Raw genomic sequence first — 16,515 nt, 5'->3', positions numbered from 1 at the left:
ACGATATCCATTCAGAGATTAACTCAATACCTAAATAATTAGTTTTCAGTGAATAGCATTCTTTCTATCTCTAGGTGTATAGATTTTTTAGAGATAACGTTAAGATGTTTTTCATATGAGCAAATCCGAACGAGCTACTCGGACTAGTTTTGTAGTATAACTTAAAAAGATGTGAAAGCCACATTAGTAATTATAAAACAATTCATAATGAATTATTTAAATATAAACGACAAGAATTTACTACTTGTAAACAAGGACTTAAACCAACTATTGGCAGATTATAGTGTTTACTACCAAAAATTAAGAAGTTTCCATTGGAACGTGTTGGGAAAAAACTTCTTCGACCTTCATGAAAAGTTTGAGGAACTATACAATGATGCCAGAATTAAAATTGATGAAGTCGCAGAGCGTATCCTAACATTGCGTTATCATCCAATAAGTAAAATGAGTGAGTACTTAAAATTGTCTAAGGTGGATGAGGTATCTGCCATGATTACAGACGGAGAGATGGTTTTGGAAATACTAAAAGATCATAAAAAACTCTTATCACAAATGAAAATCGTAATAAGTACAGCAGAAAAAGTTGGGGACGAAGGAACTGTGGATATGATGGGGTCTTACATTGCTCAATTGGAAAAATCGAGCTGGATGTTAGATGCATGGTCGAAAAATACAAAAGACCAATTAAAGTCTGTAGAAATGGAAAAAGTGTCCTAAGAAAAGGATATGGAGTTCAAAAGAATTATTAATTAAAAACATAAAAATGAAAAATTTAAAAACAATAGTTACATCACTCTTACTCTTGGGAGTTTTTACAAGTCAGGCCCAAACAAAAGAGAATCTTGATGGAAAGCTAAGTAAAGTGACAAAGAAAACGTTCACATTTGATAAGAATGGAGCAAAGATAGGGTATGATGTAACCATACAGGAAAGACGGGAATACCTAATTAAATTTGATGAAGCTGACAAAGGAAAAATAGACCAGAGTAGAAAAGATGTTCCAGCTATGGTCACAAAACTAATAACCGTTAAAAGTGATATAGACAGCACTTACAATAGATTTATAGTCTTGAGCTATAGAAAAGAGCCTCATGATTCATTTGAATTAGTATCTACAGGTAAAGGATTTGCAGTGAATGTAGACAACAATACCATGGAATATATAATGGGAGAAGGTATTTATTATGCTCCAACACAAGATGGCGATTTTTTCTTTGTTGAAGAATTTGATATGATTCAATAATTATATCATTTTTTGATTGTTTGGTTAAACCCCTCTTATGAGGGGTTTTTGCATTAATATAGATATTGAAAAAATATTTTTAATAGCAACCAGTATACATCTCCATAAAACTATTCATTACTTTTAACGGCTGCATATATTGTTAGTAATACTAAAGTCCATCCGAGCATTGTGTTTTAAAACAAAAAATGATAGAGATAAAGATAAATGCTAAAAATACCGAAGGTATTGTTAGACAGATTCAAGAAGTTATTGGGGGTTCAATACAAGAACGCTGGGGTGAATATACCCTCACTGTAAATAGCAAGATAGCTTCGGGCAATATTCGCTTTATTACTTTTGATTGGGGCGTAAATCTTCTGGAGTACGATATTACTTTCTTTGACGATATTACGCTAATTATGGATGCCTCAGAATATAACCCTATTCATTTCACCTATTGTTTAGAAGGGTATTGTATGCATCGCTTTGGTCATCAGTCTGAAAATGACATGAAAACTTTAGAGCGTTTTCAATCCGTTATAGTTACTAGTAAGGAAGGAGGATACAACTACGGTTATTTTCCTAAGAATGAAAAGTTGGCGATTAACGTGATACAAATAATAAGGAGACAATTTCTAAAAAAACGACTCAATAATGTAGAAGAACTCAATCGAAAACTTTATGAGGTTTTTTTAGATACGGACCATGAAAACACCTTTGCTTTTTATGGAAGTTATAACTTGAAAATGGCTGATAAAATAGGTGCCCTAAGAAAAGTAAAGAGCAAAGGGATGATCCGGGTCATGCAAATACAAGGACTTGTATATCAGATTTTATCCATGCACATACTTGGGCACGACAAAGTATTGAAACATAAGAAACCTCCAACCACTTTACTAAGACGAGAATTAAAAATTGTACGCGAGATTGCTAACAAAATTGTGAAAGACGTGTCAAAAAATTACTCTTTGGAACAGTTGTCCAGAGATTCAGGGCTTTCGCAAGCCAAGTTACAAGAAGGTTTTAAACTGTTGTATACTAGGACTGTTACGGAATACATCAGACATGCCCGGTTAGAGCAAGCTAGGGATTATATCAATACTACAGAAATGAGTATTTCAGAAATTGTTTACACCATTGGCTTCAGTAGCAGAAGTTATTTTTCAAAAATATTCAAGGACAAATATGATATCAGCCCAAGTGAATTTAAGGAAAACGTAGTAGCAAGAATATCGGCATAAAAAAAATCCGCTCAGAGCGGATTTTTGGGTAGACTTGATTTCATTGGCTATTTCAAGATTTTCTTTACAAAAAGCATCAATCCATATTTGCTTATGACTTTCGAGACATAACGCACCCAATTTAAGGGTTGAAGTGAAGACTTAATCTCGTATTTCACTGTTTTAAGTCGTTCCAAAGCTATTTGACGTTCTAGATTATAAACTTTCAAGTCGTTATTGATTTCCTTCAATGTTCTGTAAGTCTTCATTTAATCAAAAAATGTTTTGGATAATTTTTTAATAATAACTCCGTCCAAGCGATTTCTAAGCACGAAACTGCCCATAGCGATGAGTATATAGATACCTCCTATGGCCAAGAAGCCAAGATTGGTGCTGTTCCAATATTCCCCTAAAGCAAAAGCAGCAGAAAAAGAAAGAAAAATCAACCCAAGTGCCAGTAGGCTTCCAATTAGTACAACTTTACTAAATGATGTAGTGGCAACTGCAATCTGTTGAAATACTTTCAGCTCATAATACTTTTTGCTAGCATTTAAAAAAAGTTCACTTGTCTGTGTTATATGCTGACTGCTTTCTTTCAAGGCGTCCATAAAATTTATGATGTTTTTTGTAAGCTTCTGTTTTTTGCTTTAAGCTGCTTTAGCTTAGTTTCCAATGTGGTGATAACATCTTCCGTTTTGTAGCTAACATCAGAAAGAATGTTCTCTACTTTAGTATCCAATGTTTCTTTTTCAGCAGCTATAGTTTCGGCTAATTTATCTTTTAGCTCCATGGCATTCTGTTCCAGAGTATCTTTAGTTGCCAAAGCTTTTTCAGAAATTTTGTTTCTTGTGTTCTTTCCTTTATCGGGTGCATATAAAATACCTAAGGCGGCTCCGACCGCTGTACCTGCAAGTACCCCTATAATTAAGTTTGAACTATTGCTCATAATAAAATGTTTTAAGATTAATATTTCTTTTAAGTATTCAAATGAATACCATACAAATTTGATGATATTCAGGGTTTTACCTTGACTCAAATACTTAAAACCTTAGCCGAAATGCTAAATTGAAATGACATTTGTGCTAATATCGATTAACCAATGCTGAGAGTGGGATAGGACCTATTTTATGACATCGCTTATTGTAGCGCTCATTGAAGCAGGAAAGGAGACGATTACTATACGTTTTATTGCCAATAATGCATCCTCTTGCCAAGGACATCTCTGTATTATAGTAAGAAGTACCGCTACGACCAATATGGAAATAAGATATGTTGCCAATACTCTTTTAATATAGTTGAACAAATGTCCTTTGATATTGAACCTGTAGAAATTGAAGTAGACAAAGAGAGCAATAAAGGTTAATGATATCAAAGAAAGTAACCCTACGTTCAACAATGGTAGTTCTTCACCGAGTTTCCAAGCTTCTTCGGTATATGTAACCGGAAGTGCCAAGATGGTGGAGCCTATTATTATTTGCATAATATCCCTAGGTTTGAGCTCTACCATCAAAGGTTTTGTAACATAGTGGAGCAATTTTCCACTTGCATCGGTAATGGGAACCATCTTGTGCAGATAGCCCCCAATTCGTTTTGTAAAGGTCTTTTGATCTTCCATAGTACTTAAAGATAATACACCTTGATCAAAAAAGTATGGACAGACCCAAGACAGCTCTTAAGAACTGTCTCAGAACACAAAAGTTTTACATGATTTTGATTATTAACTGCAATATTTCCTCAAACTAGATTGGTTAATCATTTTTACTCCGTATTTCTGACCTACGCATCGGCATACTGTCCACTAGTTCAAATAGAATCGATGGTGTTACCATGAAATCATATTTGGCTTTTAGTCCACCATCTTTACCTATGAGCAAAACTCCCTCATAGTTCCATGATATATTGTAAGCTTCAAGTTCTTTTGAATCTGGAGATAGTCGTAGTAATAGCATTTCCCGTTCTGTCATCGCTTTTTTAGTATCATGGAAAAGGCTTGCTTGTTTCTCCACCGATGCTGATTCTAAATCTAAGCTAACAAGGATGACCAACCTATTTTGCCATTTGTATTGCGCAAGTTCTTGAGAGGACACGCTTTGGAATGTAAGGAATAATAAGAAAATTGCTAAAAGTCTCATTCTTAAAATTACGGAATAAAAAAAGACCATCTGCAGATGGTCTTTTTTGTAAAGAATTTATCCAGTTTATATCTTTTCGAACATTGCTTGCATGCGCACCTGTTCTTCCTCTGCCAATAATGGATCTACTAAAATTCTGCCGCTATGTTCATCGGTAATGATTTTTTTTCTAGAAGCGATTTCAACCTGTACCTGAGGCGGAATGGTAAAGAAAGAACCACCAGAAGCACCTCTTTCCACAGCTACAACAGCTAAACCATTTTTTACATTATGGCGTATTCTTTTATAAGCCTGAATCAATCGGTCTTCGATTTTTTCTTCGAATTCTTCTGATTTTTTCAAAAGTGCCTTTTCTTCTTTTTCAGTTTCAGCCAGAATAGCGTCCAATTCACCCTTTTTGTGCTTCAAATGTCCTTCTCTCTCTGAAAGTTTTTCTTTGGTCGAGGCAATTACCTCTTTTTTCTGTTCTATCTGCGCCTTGAATTCTTTGATATTCTTTTCGGCCAATTGAATTTCCAATTCTTGGAATTCAACTTCTTTGCTCAACGAATTGAACTCACGACTATTTCTTACGTTCTTTTGCTGATCAGCATATTTTTTAATCAGCACCTTGGATTCTTCAATGAGATTTTTCTTAGCGGCAATTTCAAAATTAACCGTCTCAACATCTGTCTTCAATTTATCCATACGTGTCTTAAGACCTAGTACATCATCTTCCAAGTCCTGCACTTCCAAAGGCAATTCACCTCTAACATTACGTATTTCATCAACCCTGGAATCGATTAACTGCAAATCGTACAGTGCTCTCAATTTTTCTTCCACGGTGTTTTCTTTTTTGTTCGCCATAAATTATAAATACTTGATGGGATTTGTTATGCTCTCCGATAAAGAGATTGCAAAATTAGGAATTTTTTTGATAAGATAATCAACCAATAAATCTTTTGTAAACTGCTCAGTTTCAAAGTGCCCAATATCGGCTAAAACAAGTTGTCCCTCGGCTTCATAAAACTGATGATATTTTAAGTCCGAGGTGATGAAAACATCTGCTTTTGCCTTTTTGGCCGCTCCTATGGCAAAAGCACCGCTACCTCCCAAAACGGCGATTTTTTCAACCTTTTTTCCTAGCAGTTGCGAATGCCGAACCATTGATGTCCTCATTTTATCTTTAACCAAATTCAAGAACTGTGTTTCATCCATTTCGGTTTCAAGGGTCCCCACCATACCCATGCCAAGGTCTTGGTTGGTGTTTTCCAATGTAACTATCTCATAGGCTACTTCTTCATAAGGATGGGTTTTGAATAACGCATCTAAAACTTGCTTTTCTTTTTCAAAGGAATAAATGACATTGATCTGTTCCTCTTTTTCATAGTAGATTTTGCCTATTTCTCCTTGCGTAGGGTTGGAACCTTCACCTGGTTTAAAACTACCGACTCCTTCGGTGAGGAAACTACAATTACTGTAATTGCCTATTTCTCCGGCACCAGCTTCGAATAAAGCAAATTTTATGTTGTTTGCATTTGCATATGTGGCATATGTGGTCAATTTTTTGATTGTATGTTTTTTTGGAAGCAAAATTTTTGGATTTTGGATACCCAGTACTTCACAGATTTTGGCATTTACCCCCATCTTACTGTTGTCCAATGCCGTGTGCATGCTATAAATTGCTATGCTGTGCGTGATGGCTTTGAGCACGATCCGCTCAACATAATTAGCACCCGTAAGTTTTTTAAGGCCTTTAAAAATAATAGGATGAAAGCTGACTATTAAATTGCATTTTTTCTCAATAGCTTCATCAACAACGTTTTCCAATGTATCCAGTGTTACCAAAATACCTGTAACTATACTATTGCTATCTCCCACCAATAGCCCTACATTGTCAAATTCCTCTGCATGGGCAAGCGGTGCAAGCTCTTCCAATATGTTTGTAACCTCCTTAACGGTCATCATGCTATTTATCTATAGTTATGTAGGGCTAAAGATAAAATATTATATTTTCGTTCCATGTTGCAATTGCTCCGTAAAATAGCATTCCCATTTTCTTTGATCTATGCCATTGTGGTGCATGTTCGAAATTTTTTATTCGATAAAGGAGTTTTTACCTCTATATCTTACGAAACACCTACACTATGTATTGGTAATCTTAGTGTTGGTGGTACTGGAAAGACCCCTATGATTGAGTATTTGGTTCGTTTGCTCCATGAACATAGGGTTGCTGTTTTAAGTAGGGGATACAAACGAAAGTCCAAAGGTTTTTTACTTGCAGGGTCTCAATCATCAGTAGAGGATTTGGGAGATGAGCCTTTTCAGCTTCACAAAAAGTTCTCTAAAGTAACCGTGGCCGTAGATGCAGATAGAAGAAATGGCATCAGCAAACTTGAAGAATTGGTCAGTCCGGATATTATTCTTTTGGATGATGCATTTCAGCACAGAAGGGTAAAACCAAGGTCTTCTATTTTGTTGACGGCTTACACCAACTTATTTGTAGACGATTGGTACTTGCCAACGGGTGATTTAAGGGATAGTAAGCGGGAAGCGAAACGTGCCAATATCATCGTTGTCACCAAATGCCCGAAAGCATTATCGATTGGGGAAAAACAAATGATATCCGAAAAACTTAAGCAATCTTCACATCAAAAAATACTTTTTAGTAGCCTGAAGTATGGCGCAAACCTGAGTAGTTGTAACGGTAGTCTTGAGTTTTCTGAATTAGAGGGAAAAAACATTGCATTGGTGACGGGAATAGCTTCTCCCATGCCCTTGGTCAATCATTTAAAACAGATAGGAATTCAATTTAAGCACTTCGATTACGCAGACCATCACTACTTTACCAAACAAGAAATTGAAAAGTTAAAGGGTTTTGATATTGTATTGACCACAGAAAAAGATTATGTAAGGTTAGACGGGCAGTTACCGAAGTTGTTTTATCTGGAAGTTGCCCACCATTTTAATGAAAATGACCACTTAGTTTTAGAACAAGTGGTAAATGGCCTTGTTTAAACCGTTCCTTCCATTTTGTTTTTGAAGATATTTTCTCCGATTTTCTGATAAAATACTTCGGGCTTAAAAGGTTTGGTTACCACATCGTTACATCCGGCTTCGTAGAAACTTTCCAAGCTATCATCAAGAGAAATTGCCGTTAATGCAATAATTGGTATCTCCTCATCAAATTTACGTATTTGTCGTGTAGCTTCTTCACCGCTGATGCCCGGCATATGGATATCCATTAAAATGGCATCATAGGTATTGGCCTTTGCATGGTCTATTGCTTCGTTGCCATTATTGGCAATATCACAGGTTATTTTCTTTTTATCCAGCATCTTTTTGGTGATGACCTGGTTGATTTTATTATCCTCCACTACAAGTACGTGTAATCCCTCGAATTGGAATTCTTCAACATCAAGCTCAAAGGCAACCTCGTCCAAAGTGTTGGTATCGTATTTTAGTTCTAGTTCAAAAAAGAAGGAACTACCATGCCCCAGTTCACTTTCCAAATGTATTTTACTGTCAAACAGTCCCAGTAAGCTTTTGACTATGGTCAATCCTAACCCTGTACCACCATATTCTCTATTAATCTGTACGGAGCCCTGTTCGAAACTGTCAAATATATTTTTTTGTTGATCTTCGGAAATACCGATGCCATTGTCTTTTACCTCAAAATAGAGTTGTACGTTTTCTGTATCCTTTTTCAATAATTTGGCGATTACCTCGACCTTACCTTCTTTGGTAAATTTAAGGGCATTCCCCACCAGATTCATGAATATTTGGGATATCTTAATTGGATCTCCAAGAAGTTGTATGGGGATGTTTGGATCATAATCCAATACTAGGGTCGTATCCTTTTCATGTGCATTCTGTTGGAGAGAATCTACAACGTCTGCAAGTACTTTATGTAGTTTAAAATCAATGTTCAAGGGTTCCAATTTATCTGCATCAATTTTATTTATCTGAAGAATATCATTGATAAAGTTGAGCAAATAATCCCCGGAAAATTTTAAGCTCCTCAAATGTTCCTTTTGGTGTTCTTGTGGGTTCTCCTCAAGCAATAAATGGGTCAATCCGGTAACTGCATATAATGGTGTACGCAGCTCATGGGTTACGGTTGAAAGGAAATTGGTTTTAGCTTCCATTGCAGATACCGCCGAATCTCTAGCCAGCTCCAGTTCTTTGTTCTTGGTATATAAAAGATCGTTCGTTTTAAGTTTGATTTGATTGTTTCTAAAAAGGGACACTGCCAATAATGAAATTATGGTTAAAAAAGCAGAGGTGAGTATAGCCGTGATCTCCGAGCGATTTTTAGATTCGCTCAATTCTTCATTCTTAGCAGTAAGCTTATTGATTTCGTTCATCTGATGCTCAAACCGTATCCGATCTGCTGTTTTTGCTTCTAACTTTACTTTCTCAATATTGAAGATGGAGTCTTTTATTTTTTCCAAGCTCTTTTTATAATGTAAAGATTCGTCAAAGTTTTCGGTTTGTTCGTAAATAACGGATAGCGTTTGGTACGCTATTTGGGTTTCTTTGGAAAATCCATGTTTCTCAGCTAGTTCCAGAGCGGCTTTTGCGTGGATGATTCCTTCTTCCAAATCTTCTAGATCAATACTTATTTTTGATAAATAGATGTTGGCTTTAGTTGCCAAATAAGCTCGTTCCTTATCATCTGAGTTAACGATAAGGGCATGTAGGTTTTTAATGGCGTCTTCGTAGTTGGTGATATTCGTGAATATGTAAGCTTCAAGTAATAGGATATTATTTCCCAAATTTCTATTGTTGCTCAGTTTTCTGGATTCTTCCAATAGTTTTAAGGCCTGAAAATTGTTTCCTTCATCAAAACGAATCCCAGCTTCTAAATAGTCGTGAAAGGCCTGACCGTATGGATAAGAGAGGTCTTTAAGAAGAATACTCGCCCTGTCCCAATAGAAAATGGTGGTTTCACGGTTTCCCTCTTCCAAAAATAATCTTGCATATTGATGATAGGTATCCAATAAAAGTTTGGCATCCTCATTATTTTCGGCGATTTCCGCAGCTTCATCTAAAGTCTCTAAAGCTTTGTCCACCTTGTTTTGGTGCCTGTAGAGCATAAATCTATCAAAAATGGACTGTACTTTTGAAGTGGAGCTAACATCTTTTTGTCCAAAGGAAATCTTGGTGCATAGGAATATGCACAACATCGCCAGTTTCACGCAGCTGATTTTTTTGTATTTGGAGCTATATGTCAAACGTAATTTTTCTTTATAAAAATACCTATTAAATCCACAATTCTGGAGCTATATCCAGCTTCGTTATCATACCATCCAATGATTTTTACCATTTTACCAATCACGGAGGTCATTAAAGAATCAAACGTACAAGAATAACAACTATTGTTTATATCAATTGAAACAATAGGCTCTTTTGTATAAAAAAGCACATTTTTCAGTTGAGTATCAGCATAATACTTAAAAGTATGGTTTATTTCTTCAATAGAAGTTTCTTTTTTAACATTAAAGGTAATATCTGTTAAAGAACCGTTCGGAACTGGCACGCGTATGCCGCATCCGCCGATTACATTGGATAAATGGGGGAAAATTTTGGTCAAGGCCTTGGCTGCCCCTGTTGTTGTTGGTATAATCGATTGTCCCGCAGCTCTAGACCTTCTTAAATCGCGATGAGGTCTATCATGCAAACTTTGATCAGATGTATAGGAATGTATTGTAGTAATGTAAGCTTGTTCTATACCGCAAAGTTCGTCGATAATTTTTATCATTGGAGCAGCATTGTTGGTAGTACAGGAAGCGTTGGAGATAATATGATCATCTTTATCTAGCAAATCCTCGTTCACTCCTATGACAACCATTTTGATATCTTCTTCCACGGGAGGAACGGTCAATATGACTTTTTTTGCCCCGTTCTTGATATGATGCTCTAAAAATTCCTTTTTCTTAAATTTTCCAGATGCTTCGACTACAATATCTACATCATAAGCTTTCCAGTTTATTTCTTGCGGAGTTTCATGATTGAGGACATGTACGGTCTCTTCATTTATTCTGATTTCATTGTCGTTGGAGCTAATATCGGTATTGAAGATTCCATGAATACTATCATATTTTAAAAGATGTGCCAATGTTTGGGCATCGCTTAAATCGTTAATGGCAACAACTTTCATGTTAGGATGTTCCTGGAGTAACCTGAACAGTGTTCTTCCAATACGTCCGAAGCCATTTATGCCAATACGAACATTTTTCATGTGATACTAAGGATTTTTACCTAGTGTATGTGCTTGTGCGCTTTGTAGGAAGACCGGACCAATGCGCCGCTCTCTACATGTCTAAAGCCCATCTCCAATCCTATTTCCTCATACTTTTTAAACTGCTCTGGCAAGATAAAGGATTTTACAGGTAGGTGCTTTTTGGAGGGCTGTAGATATTGACCTATGGTAACAATATCAACATCTACCTTTCTTAGGTCTTCCATGGTTTGTATGACTTCATCCTCCAATTCGCCCAAACCTAGCATAATACCGGATTTTGTTCGATTTGCTCCATTTTTTTTGAGGTATTCCAGCACACCAAGGCTTCTCTCGTATTTTGCCTGTATACGAACCTCTCTAGTAAGTCGTTTTACGGTTTCCATATTATGGGAAATAACTTCTGGGGCAACGGCGAGTATTCGGTCCAAGTGATTTTCGATTCCTTGAAAATCAGGAATCAACGTTTCCAAAGTAGTTTCTGGATTCATTCTGCGAATGGACTTAACGGTTTCAGCCCAGATAATAGAGCCCATATCTTTAAGGTCATCCCTATCCACAGATGTGACCACGGCATGTTTTATTCCCATAATCTTTATGGAACGTGCTACTTTCTCGGGCTCGGCCCAATCCACGCTTTCCGGTCTTCCGGTCTTTACGCCGCAAAATCCGCAGGAACGGGTACAAACATTTCCTAAAATCATAAATGTCGCAGTTCCTTCTCCCCAACATTCGCCCATATTGGGGCAACTGCCAGAGGTGCAAATGGTATGCAGGTCATACTTGTCAACAAGACCTCTTAACTGGGTATATTTTTTTCCAGTTGGGAGTTTTACCCTAAGCCATTTTGGTTTTCCCTTAGGAGGTAGAACGTTATCAGCAACAGCTGTACTCATAGATTTTTTTTTGGTTTACAAAGATACAAAACGCTTAAGGAAAATAAGATTTTGGGGGCCAACTCACTTTTTTTTGATAATCTCTGAAAGCAGTTTTTTGGCCCGTAATAGCTTTACCTTAACGTTGTTCAAAGGTTCGTTGAGTTCTTTGGCGATTTCTGCATAGCTTAACTCATTGAAATATCGCAAATTGATGACCTTTTGATAATGTGGCTTTAGTTTTTTAATATCCTGTAAGAGATTGGCCAGATTTTGTTCAATAATCAACTGATCTTCAACCGAAGGAGTTTCATCCAGTATTTTTTTTGCATCGTCCCCATGGCTGGACATGCCATCCAAAAGACTTCGCTTTCTTTTTCGGATAAGGTCTACATGAAGATTTTTGGATATGGTAATGAGCCAAGTTTTAAACTCATAAGTGGCATCGTATGTGTCTATTTTATCAAAAGCTTTGGAAAATGTTCTGATGGTAATATCTTCGGCATCATTTTCATTTTTGGTCCGGATAAGTTGAAAGCTATAGACATCGTTCCAAAAAGTGTCCAGAAGGTTACTAAAGGCAATTTGACTTCCCCCTTTCGCCTTTTTGATATTTTCCTTAATGGCTTCCTCTGTTTTATCCAAAAACTTTTTTCTAGGTAGTGGATTTCAGAAATAGGTTAGCGTAATCCGAGAATGGCCTATTTACAATCTTGATCGGCAGGGAGCTTTCCGCAAAACCCACAAGCTTCTCCATCTTGATTTAAATAAGGGTTTTGACTGGCACATGTACCGGCAAACTTACCATCTCTTTTAGACCATATTTTTATTGCGATTCCAGCAAATGCAATTGCTAGGATACCAATGGTCAATAATACTAACTTCATATCCTAAATTTTGGACAAAGTTACAAATTACTTGCCTAAGAACGGAAGTGTTTAAGGATACTTTAGCGGTGTTTGTTAATAGGTGATATTGGCCACAATATTCTGTACGGTAGGAGAAGTATTTCCACCTTCTGGTTCAACTGTAATGTAGCCTATCGCTTTTTCTGCATATGGTAAAGCCAAAAGATTGTCTTTGTCCTCCAATTGTTTGATTACGCCAAGATTGACCAACTCACCATTAACCTCTGCCCACATTTGAAAACACTTGTTTTCTGGAAGCTCGGGAAGATTGCTCACATTGATATAAGAAAGCTTTTTAACTGGATTGATATAAGCAACTGCCTTGAGCTCTTTTGCTTCTTTTTTACCCCTTACCGGATACCTTTTTGTATCTGGATTGTTGAGTACGATGAACTGATTCCTTACGTCTTCCAGTTGATTTCTCATGGTCTCCTCAAGATTTTTCATCTTGTTGGAAACCAATGTATTTTCCTGTTGAAGATTTTGATTCTGATTCCAGAAGAAAACCGCGGACCCAGCAAAAATTAGTATTGCTACGCTAGCTGCAATTGCATAACGGAATAGTTTTCTACTTGCAATTCTTTCTTTCTTGGCACTGTGAAGAATGATTTGCTTAAGACCTTCAGGGGTCTTTCTTGCATACAACTTGGCAAATGCTTCCAAATTTTTCTGAAGCTCCATGTAAGTCTCCCTTACTTTTGGGTACATGGTAATATATCTTTCGGCTTTTAGCGCTTCTTCTTTAGAGGCGTCTCCCAAAAGGTATTTTTCCAATATGTCCGATTCCAAGAATAATTGTACTTTTTCTTTCATAACAGTAAATTTATCAATAGGAGCAAGGTCATTGATGTGCCGTATATTTTTCCAAGTTCCCGCAATCCGATCTTTAATCTCGATTTGATGGTTCCTAAGGGAATGTCCAATTCATCGCTAGCTTCTTGCTGAGTCATCCCCTGAAAAAATAAAGCTTCTAAAACAACTTGGTATTTAGGTTCTATTTTTTCCAGGTTTTCCTGGACATCTATAAATTCGGGTCGTATTCCGTTGACTCCTAAGTTATATACGTCCGAAACATCTATTTGGACTTCTTTGTCCGATTTATTGTTTACGCTTCTTAGTTTATCTATTGCAGTATTTCTGACAATACGAAACAGCCAAGTAAAAAGTTTTGCTTTGGATGCATCATAAGTGTCCGCTTTCTTCCAAATTTTAATAAAACTTTCTTGCAGAACATCTTGCGCCAAATCATCATCTCTCAAGACCTTATATGCGACACCATATAATGTGTCACCATAGTGGTCATAAAGCAAAGAGATTGCTTTATCATCTTTTTCAGCAAGTAATGAAACTATATGTTTTTCAATCAAAGTACTCATTCATGGGGCTATTTAAAAAAAGATTTTATGGGGGGTAAAATCTAAAATAACTTTTACGCCGTATATACAACAGAACGCTAAGTTAGAAAAAGGATTATGTGCTGGCGTTAAATATAACATTTAAGAGAGAATACTCATTTAAGAATATAAATTTTTTGGTTAGTTTGGTTTGGTATAACCCCTGTTATCGTTATGATGCAGGGGTTATTTTATAATATTTACTTCTGGTTGAATATTAATACTAAACTTATCCTTTACTTCTTTTTGAATTTGCTCCGCTAAGGTAAGAACTTCTTTTCCAGTGGCGTTTCCGTAGTTGACCAATACCAAAGCCTGCTTTTCATGAACTCCGGTTTCCCCAATTCGCTTTCCTTTAAATCCGCACTGTTCAATAAGCCAGCCTGCAGGTATTTTATAGGATTCTTCAGAAACTTTGTAAAATGGTGCCCCAGGATGGTTTTTTTGAAATTTCTCAAAAGTTCTTTTTGAAATAATGGGGTTCTTAAAAAAACTACCACTGTTTCCAATTTCCTTTGGGTCGGGTAGTTTACTTTGGCGAATTGAAATCACCGCATTAGATACATCGCGAATGGTGGGATAAATAATCCCCTGATTTTCTAATTCTGCTTCTATCGCTCCGTAACCGGTGTTTAAACTGTGGTTCTGTTTTGTCAACTTTAAACTTACCGAAGTAATAATATATTTTCCTTTTGCCTCATTTTTGAAGATGGAATCTCTATATCCAAACCTACAAGCCTCCTTGTCGAATACAACCAATTCTCCACTGGCTATTTCCATAGCTGTACATTGTACAAACATATCCTTGAGTTCGACCCCATAAGCACCAATGTTCTGTATTGGTGCTGTACCCGTGTTACCTGGGATAAGTGATAGGTTTTCCAATCCTCCATACCCATTTTCCAAACTCCACAGTACAAGTTCGTGCCAGTTCTCACCGGCCATTACCTTTACAATAACCTTATCATCATTTTCTTCTGTAATGGTTATGCCCTTTAAATTTATGTAGAGCACTAGCGCTTCAATATCTTTGGTTAGTAACATATTGCTACCACCACTGATGATAAATTTTTCTGGGTATGCTTCAAGTTCAAGGACTTTTTGGAGTTGGGCCAGTCCGTTGATTTCTATGAAAAATCGTGCTTTGGCATCAATGCCAAATGTGTTGTATTCTTTTAATGATATGTTTTCCTGTATATTCACTAAGCGTTGTAGGTTTTCAGAGCGACTCCCAATAATTGTACAGCTGTAACGAGTTGTTCTTTTTCAAGAACATAAGCGATTCTGATTTGATTTTTCCCCAATCCTTCCGTAGCATAAAAACCTGCTGCCGGGGCCACCATGACGGTATTTCCATCCAATTCAAATTTTTCAAGAAGCCACTGCGCAAAATCATCGGCATTTGAAACGGGCAGTTCAACGACACAATAAAATGCCCCTTGTGGAACGGCAACCTTAACACCTTCCAATTTCTGCAATTCGGTAACCAATGTATTTCTTCTTTCTACATATTCCGTAACAACATCATCAAAATATTCTTGTGGTGTTTCAAGAGCAGCTTCACTGGCCATTTGGGCAAACGTTGGAGGGGAAAGACGTGCCTGCGCAAATTTCAGGGCAGTTTCTACCACATTTTTATTTTTAGATACCAAACAACCGATACGTGCACCGCACATGCTATATCTTTTGGATACGGAATCGACAATAATTGCATGTTCTTCCAATCCGGGTTCTTGCAAAATGGAATAATGCTCACGGCCATCGTAGGCAAACTCACGATATACTTCATCCGCTACCAAAAACAGGTTATGTTTTTTGGCCAACTCCGCCAATTGTTTTATTTCAGCTTTGCTGTAAAGATAGCCGGTAGGATTTCCTGGGTTGCAAATTAAAATTGCCTTGGTTTTTGACGTAATCAATTTTTCAAAATCAGCTATTGGGGGCAGTGCAAAATTATTTTCAATCGTAGATACGATTGGAACAACATTTACACCCGAAGCGGTTGCAAAACCGTTATAATTGGCATAAAAAGGTTCTGGAATGATAATCTCATCATCGGTATCCATAATAGTACCCATGACAAAGGAAAGTGCTTCCGATCCACCTGTCGTAACGATGATATCCGAAGAAGAAACATGGATATCGTTTTTGGCATAATAACCTGCTATTTTGCTTCTGTAGGTTTCAGAACCTTCGGTCATACTATATGCAAGTACTTCGATGGTATGATTTCTTACCGCATCCAAAGCCACTTTAGGTGTCTTTATATCTGGCTGTCCAATATTCAAATGAATAACGTGGGTCCCTCTTTTTTTGGCCTCTTCGGCATAAGGAACCAGTTTTCGTATTGGCGAAGCTGGCATTTGCTTCCCTTTTGTAGATATACTTGGCATGCTTGAAAATTTACGCAAAAATGATAAAACCAATACTTGAAAGCAACAGATTATGTCATTATTTCTGTAGTGCTGGGAATGTTAAATTAAAGTATAGGTTTGTTATTATTTTGTATATTGAATAGGTATAAACGTTTAGAAGTAA

The 16,515-nt window shown here is 36.7% G+C and carries 20 protein-coding genes; 4 read left to right on the top strand and 16 right to left on the bottom strand.

Annotated features, from left to right (window positions below):
• Positions 1-207: 207 nt before the first annotated feature.
• The 3 genes from LV716_RS02520 (at position 208) to LV716_RS02510 (ending at position 2,466) form a co-directional block, all read left to right on the top strand.
• Entirely contained in the window at positions 208-717 is a 510-nt protein-coding gene (locus tag LV716_RS02520) for a Dps family protein (RefSeq protein ID WP_163416218.1), read from the top strand.
• 46 nt (positions 718-763) lie between these two features.
• Positions 764-1,243, top strand: a complete 480-nt coding sequence (locus tag LV716_RS02515) for a hypothetical protein (RefSeq protein ID WP_163416216.1) — start codon at positions 764-766, stop codon at positions 1,241-1,243.
• 188 nt (positions 1,244-1,431) lie between these two features.
• Positions 1,432-2,466, top strand: coding sequence for a helix-turn-helix transcriptional regulator (locus LV716_RS02510; protein WP_163416213.1), 1,035 nt, complete (start codon positions 1,432-1,434; stop codon positions 2,464-2,466).
• A 47-nt stretch (positions 2,467-2,513) separates the two neighbouring features.
• On the opposite strand, the gene LV716_RS02505 is transcribed toward LV716_RS02510, so the two are convergent.
• From LV716_RS02505 to LV716_RS02475, 7 genes are all read right to left on the bottom strand, one after another.
• Positions 2,514-2,714: a hypothetical protein gene (locus LV716_RS02505; RefSeq protein ID WP_163416211.1), complete on the bottom strand. Its 201-nt coding sequence runs from the start codon at positions 2,712-2,714 to the stop codon at positions 2,514-2,516.
• The gene (locus LV716_RS02500) at positions 2,715-3,053 is read right to left on the bottom strand and encodes a hypothetical protein (RefSeq protein WP_163416209.1); all 339 of its coding nucleotides are present in this window, start codon (positions 3,051-3,053) and stop codon (positions 2,715-2,717) included.
• 5 nt (positions 3,054-3,058) lie between these two features.
• Positions 3,059-3,391: a YtxH domain-containing protein gene (locus tag LV716_RS02495; protein ID WP_163416207.1), complete on the bottom strand. Its 333-nt coding sequence runs from the start codon at positions 3,389-3,391 to the stop codon at positions 3,059-3,061.
• Between the two features lie 174 nt (positions 3,392-3,565).
• Positions 3,566-4,060, bottom strand: a complete 495-nt coding sequence (locus LV716_RS02490) for a DUF2391 family protein (RefSeq protein WP_163416205.1) — start codon at positions 4,058-4,060, stop codon at positions 3,566-3,568.
• Positions 4,061-4,193: 133 nt separating this feature from the next.
• On the bottom strand, positions 4,194-4,577 hold the full coding sequence (locus tag LV716_RS02485; protein WP_163416203.1) for a DUF4174 domain-containing protein: 384 nt from the start codon (positions 4,575-4,577) through the stop codon (positions 4,194-4,196).
• A gap of 66 nt (positions 4,578-4,643) precedes the next feature.
• Complete coding sequence (locus LV716_RS02480; protein ID WP_163416201.1) at positions 4,644-5,423, bottom strand: zinc ribbon domain-containing protein; 780 nt, start codon at positions 5,421-5,423, stop codon at positions 4,644-4,646.
• Between the two features lie 3 nt (positions 5,424-5,426).
• The gene (locus LV716_RS02475) at positions 5,427-6,521 is read right to left on the bottom strand and encodes a Nif3-like dinuclear metal center hexameric protein (RefSeq protein WP_163417848.1); all 1,095 of its coding nucleotides are present in this window, start codon (positions 6,519-6,521) and stop codon (positions 5,427-5,429) included.
• Positions 6,522-6,578: 57 nt separating this feature from the next.
• On the opposite strand from LV716_RS02475, the gene lpxK reads away from it, so the two are divergent.
• Entirely contained in the window at positions 6,579-7,574 is a 996-nt protein-coding gene (gene lpxK / locus LV716_RS02470) for a tetraacyldisaccharide 4'-kinase (RefSeq protein WP_163416199.1), read from the top strand.
• On the opposite strand, the gene LV716_RS02465 is transcribed toward lpxK, so the two are convergent.
• The 9 genes from LV716_RS02465 to LV716_RS02425 form a co-directional block, all read right to left on the bottom strand.
• Entirely contained in the window at positions 7,571-9,745 is a 2,175-nt protein-coding gene (locus LV716_RS02465) for a response regulator (RefSeq protein WP_163417847.1), read from the bottom strand. The two genes, lpxK and LV716_RS02465, sit on opposite strands and share 4 nt — an antisense overlap.
• Before the next feature lie 44 nt (positions 9,746-9,789).
• On the bottom strand, positions 9,790-10,800 hold the full coding sequence (gap, locus tag LV716_RS02460) for a type I glyceraldehyde-3-phosphate dehydrogenase (RefSeq protein ID WP_163416197.1): 1,011 nt from the start codon (positions 10,798-10,800) through the stop codon (positions 9,790-9,792).
• Between the two features lie 20 nt (positions 10,801-10,820).
• Complete coding sequence (lipA, locus tag LV716_RS02455; protein ID WP_163416195.1) at positions 10,821-11,696, bottom strand: lipoyl synthase; 876 nt, start codon at positions 11,694-11,696, stop codon at positions 10,821-10,823.
• A gap of 63 nt (positions 11,697-11,759) precedes the next feature.
• A complete protein-coding gene (locus LV716_RS02450; protein ID WP_163416193.1) occupies positions 11,760-12,320 on the bottom strand; it encodes an RNA polymerase sigma factor in 561 nt (186 codons plus the stop codon).
• Between the two features lie 56 nt (positions 12,321-12,376).
• A complete protein-coding gene (locus tag LV716_RS02445) occupies positions 12,377-12,562 on the bottom strand; it encodes a membrane or secreted protein (RefSeq protein WP_163416191.1) in 186 nt (61 codons plus the stop codon).
• 75 nt (positions 12,563-12,637) lie between these two features.
• Entirely contained in the window at positions 12,638-13,396 is a 759-nt protein-coding gene (locus tag LV716_RS02440) for an anti-sigma factor (protein ID WP_163416189.1), read from the bottom strand.
• A complete protein-coding gene (locus tag LV716_RS02435; protein ID WP_163416187.1) occupies positions 13,393-13,959 on the bottom strand; it encodes an RNA polymerase sigma factor in 567 nt (188 codons plus the stop codon). The genes LV716_RS02440 and LV716_RS02435 overlap by 4 nt, the downstream gene beginning before the upstream one ends.
• Positions 13,960-14,163: 204 nt before the next feature.
• Positions 14,164-15,180 (bottom strand): UDP-N-acetylmuramate dehydrogenase, encoded by a 1,017-nt coding sequence (gene murB, locus LV716_RS02430; protein ID WP_163416185.1) that lies wholly within the window; start codon positions 15,178-15,180, stop codon positions 14,164-14,166.
• Entirely contained in the window at positions 15,180-16,370 is a 1,191-nt protein-coding gene (locus tag LV716_RS02425) for a pyridoxal phosphate-dependent aminotransferase (protein ID WP_163416183.1), read from the bottom strand. The genes murB and LV716_RS02425 overlap by 1 nt, the downstream gene beginning before the upstream one ends.
• Positions 16,371-16,515 lie beyond the last annotated feature (145 nt).

This window comes from Flagellimonas sp. HMM57 (genome assembly GCF_021390175.1).
Classification (GTDB): domain Bacteria; phylum Bacteroidota; class Bacteroidia; order Flavobacteriales; family Flavobacteriaceae; genus Flagellimonas.
Note: the sequence above shows the minus strand (reverse complement) of the source record. Positions and strands in the feature narration are given on the sequence as shown.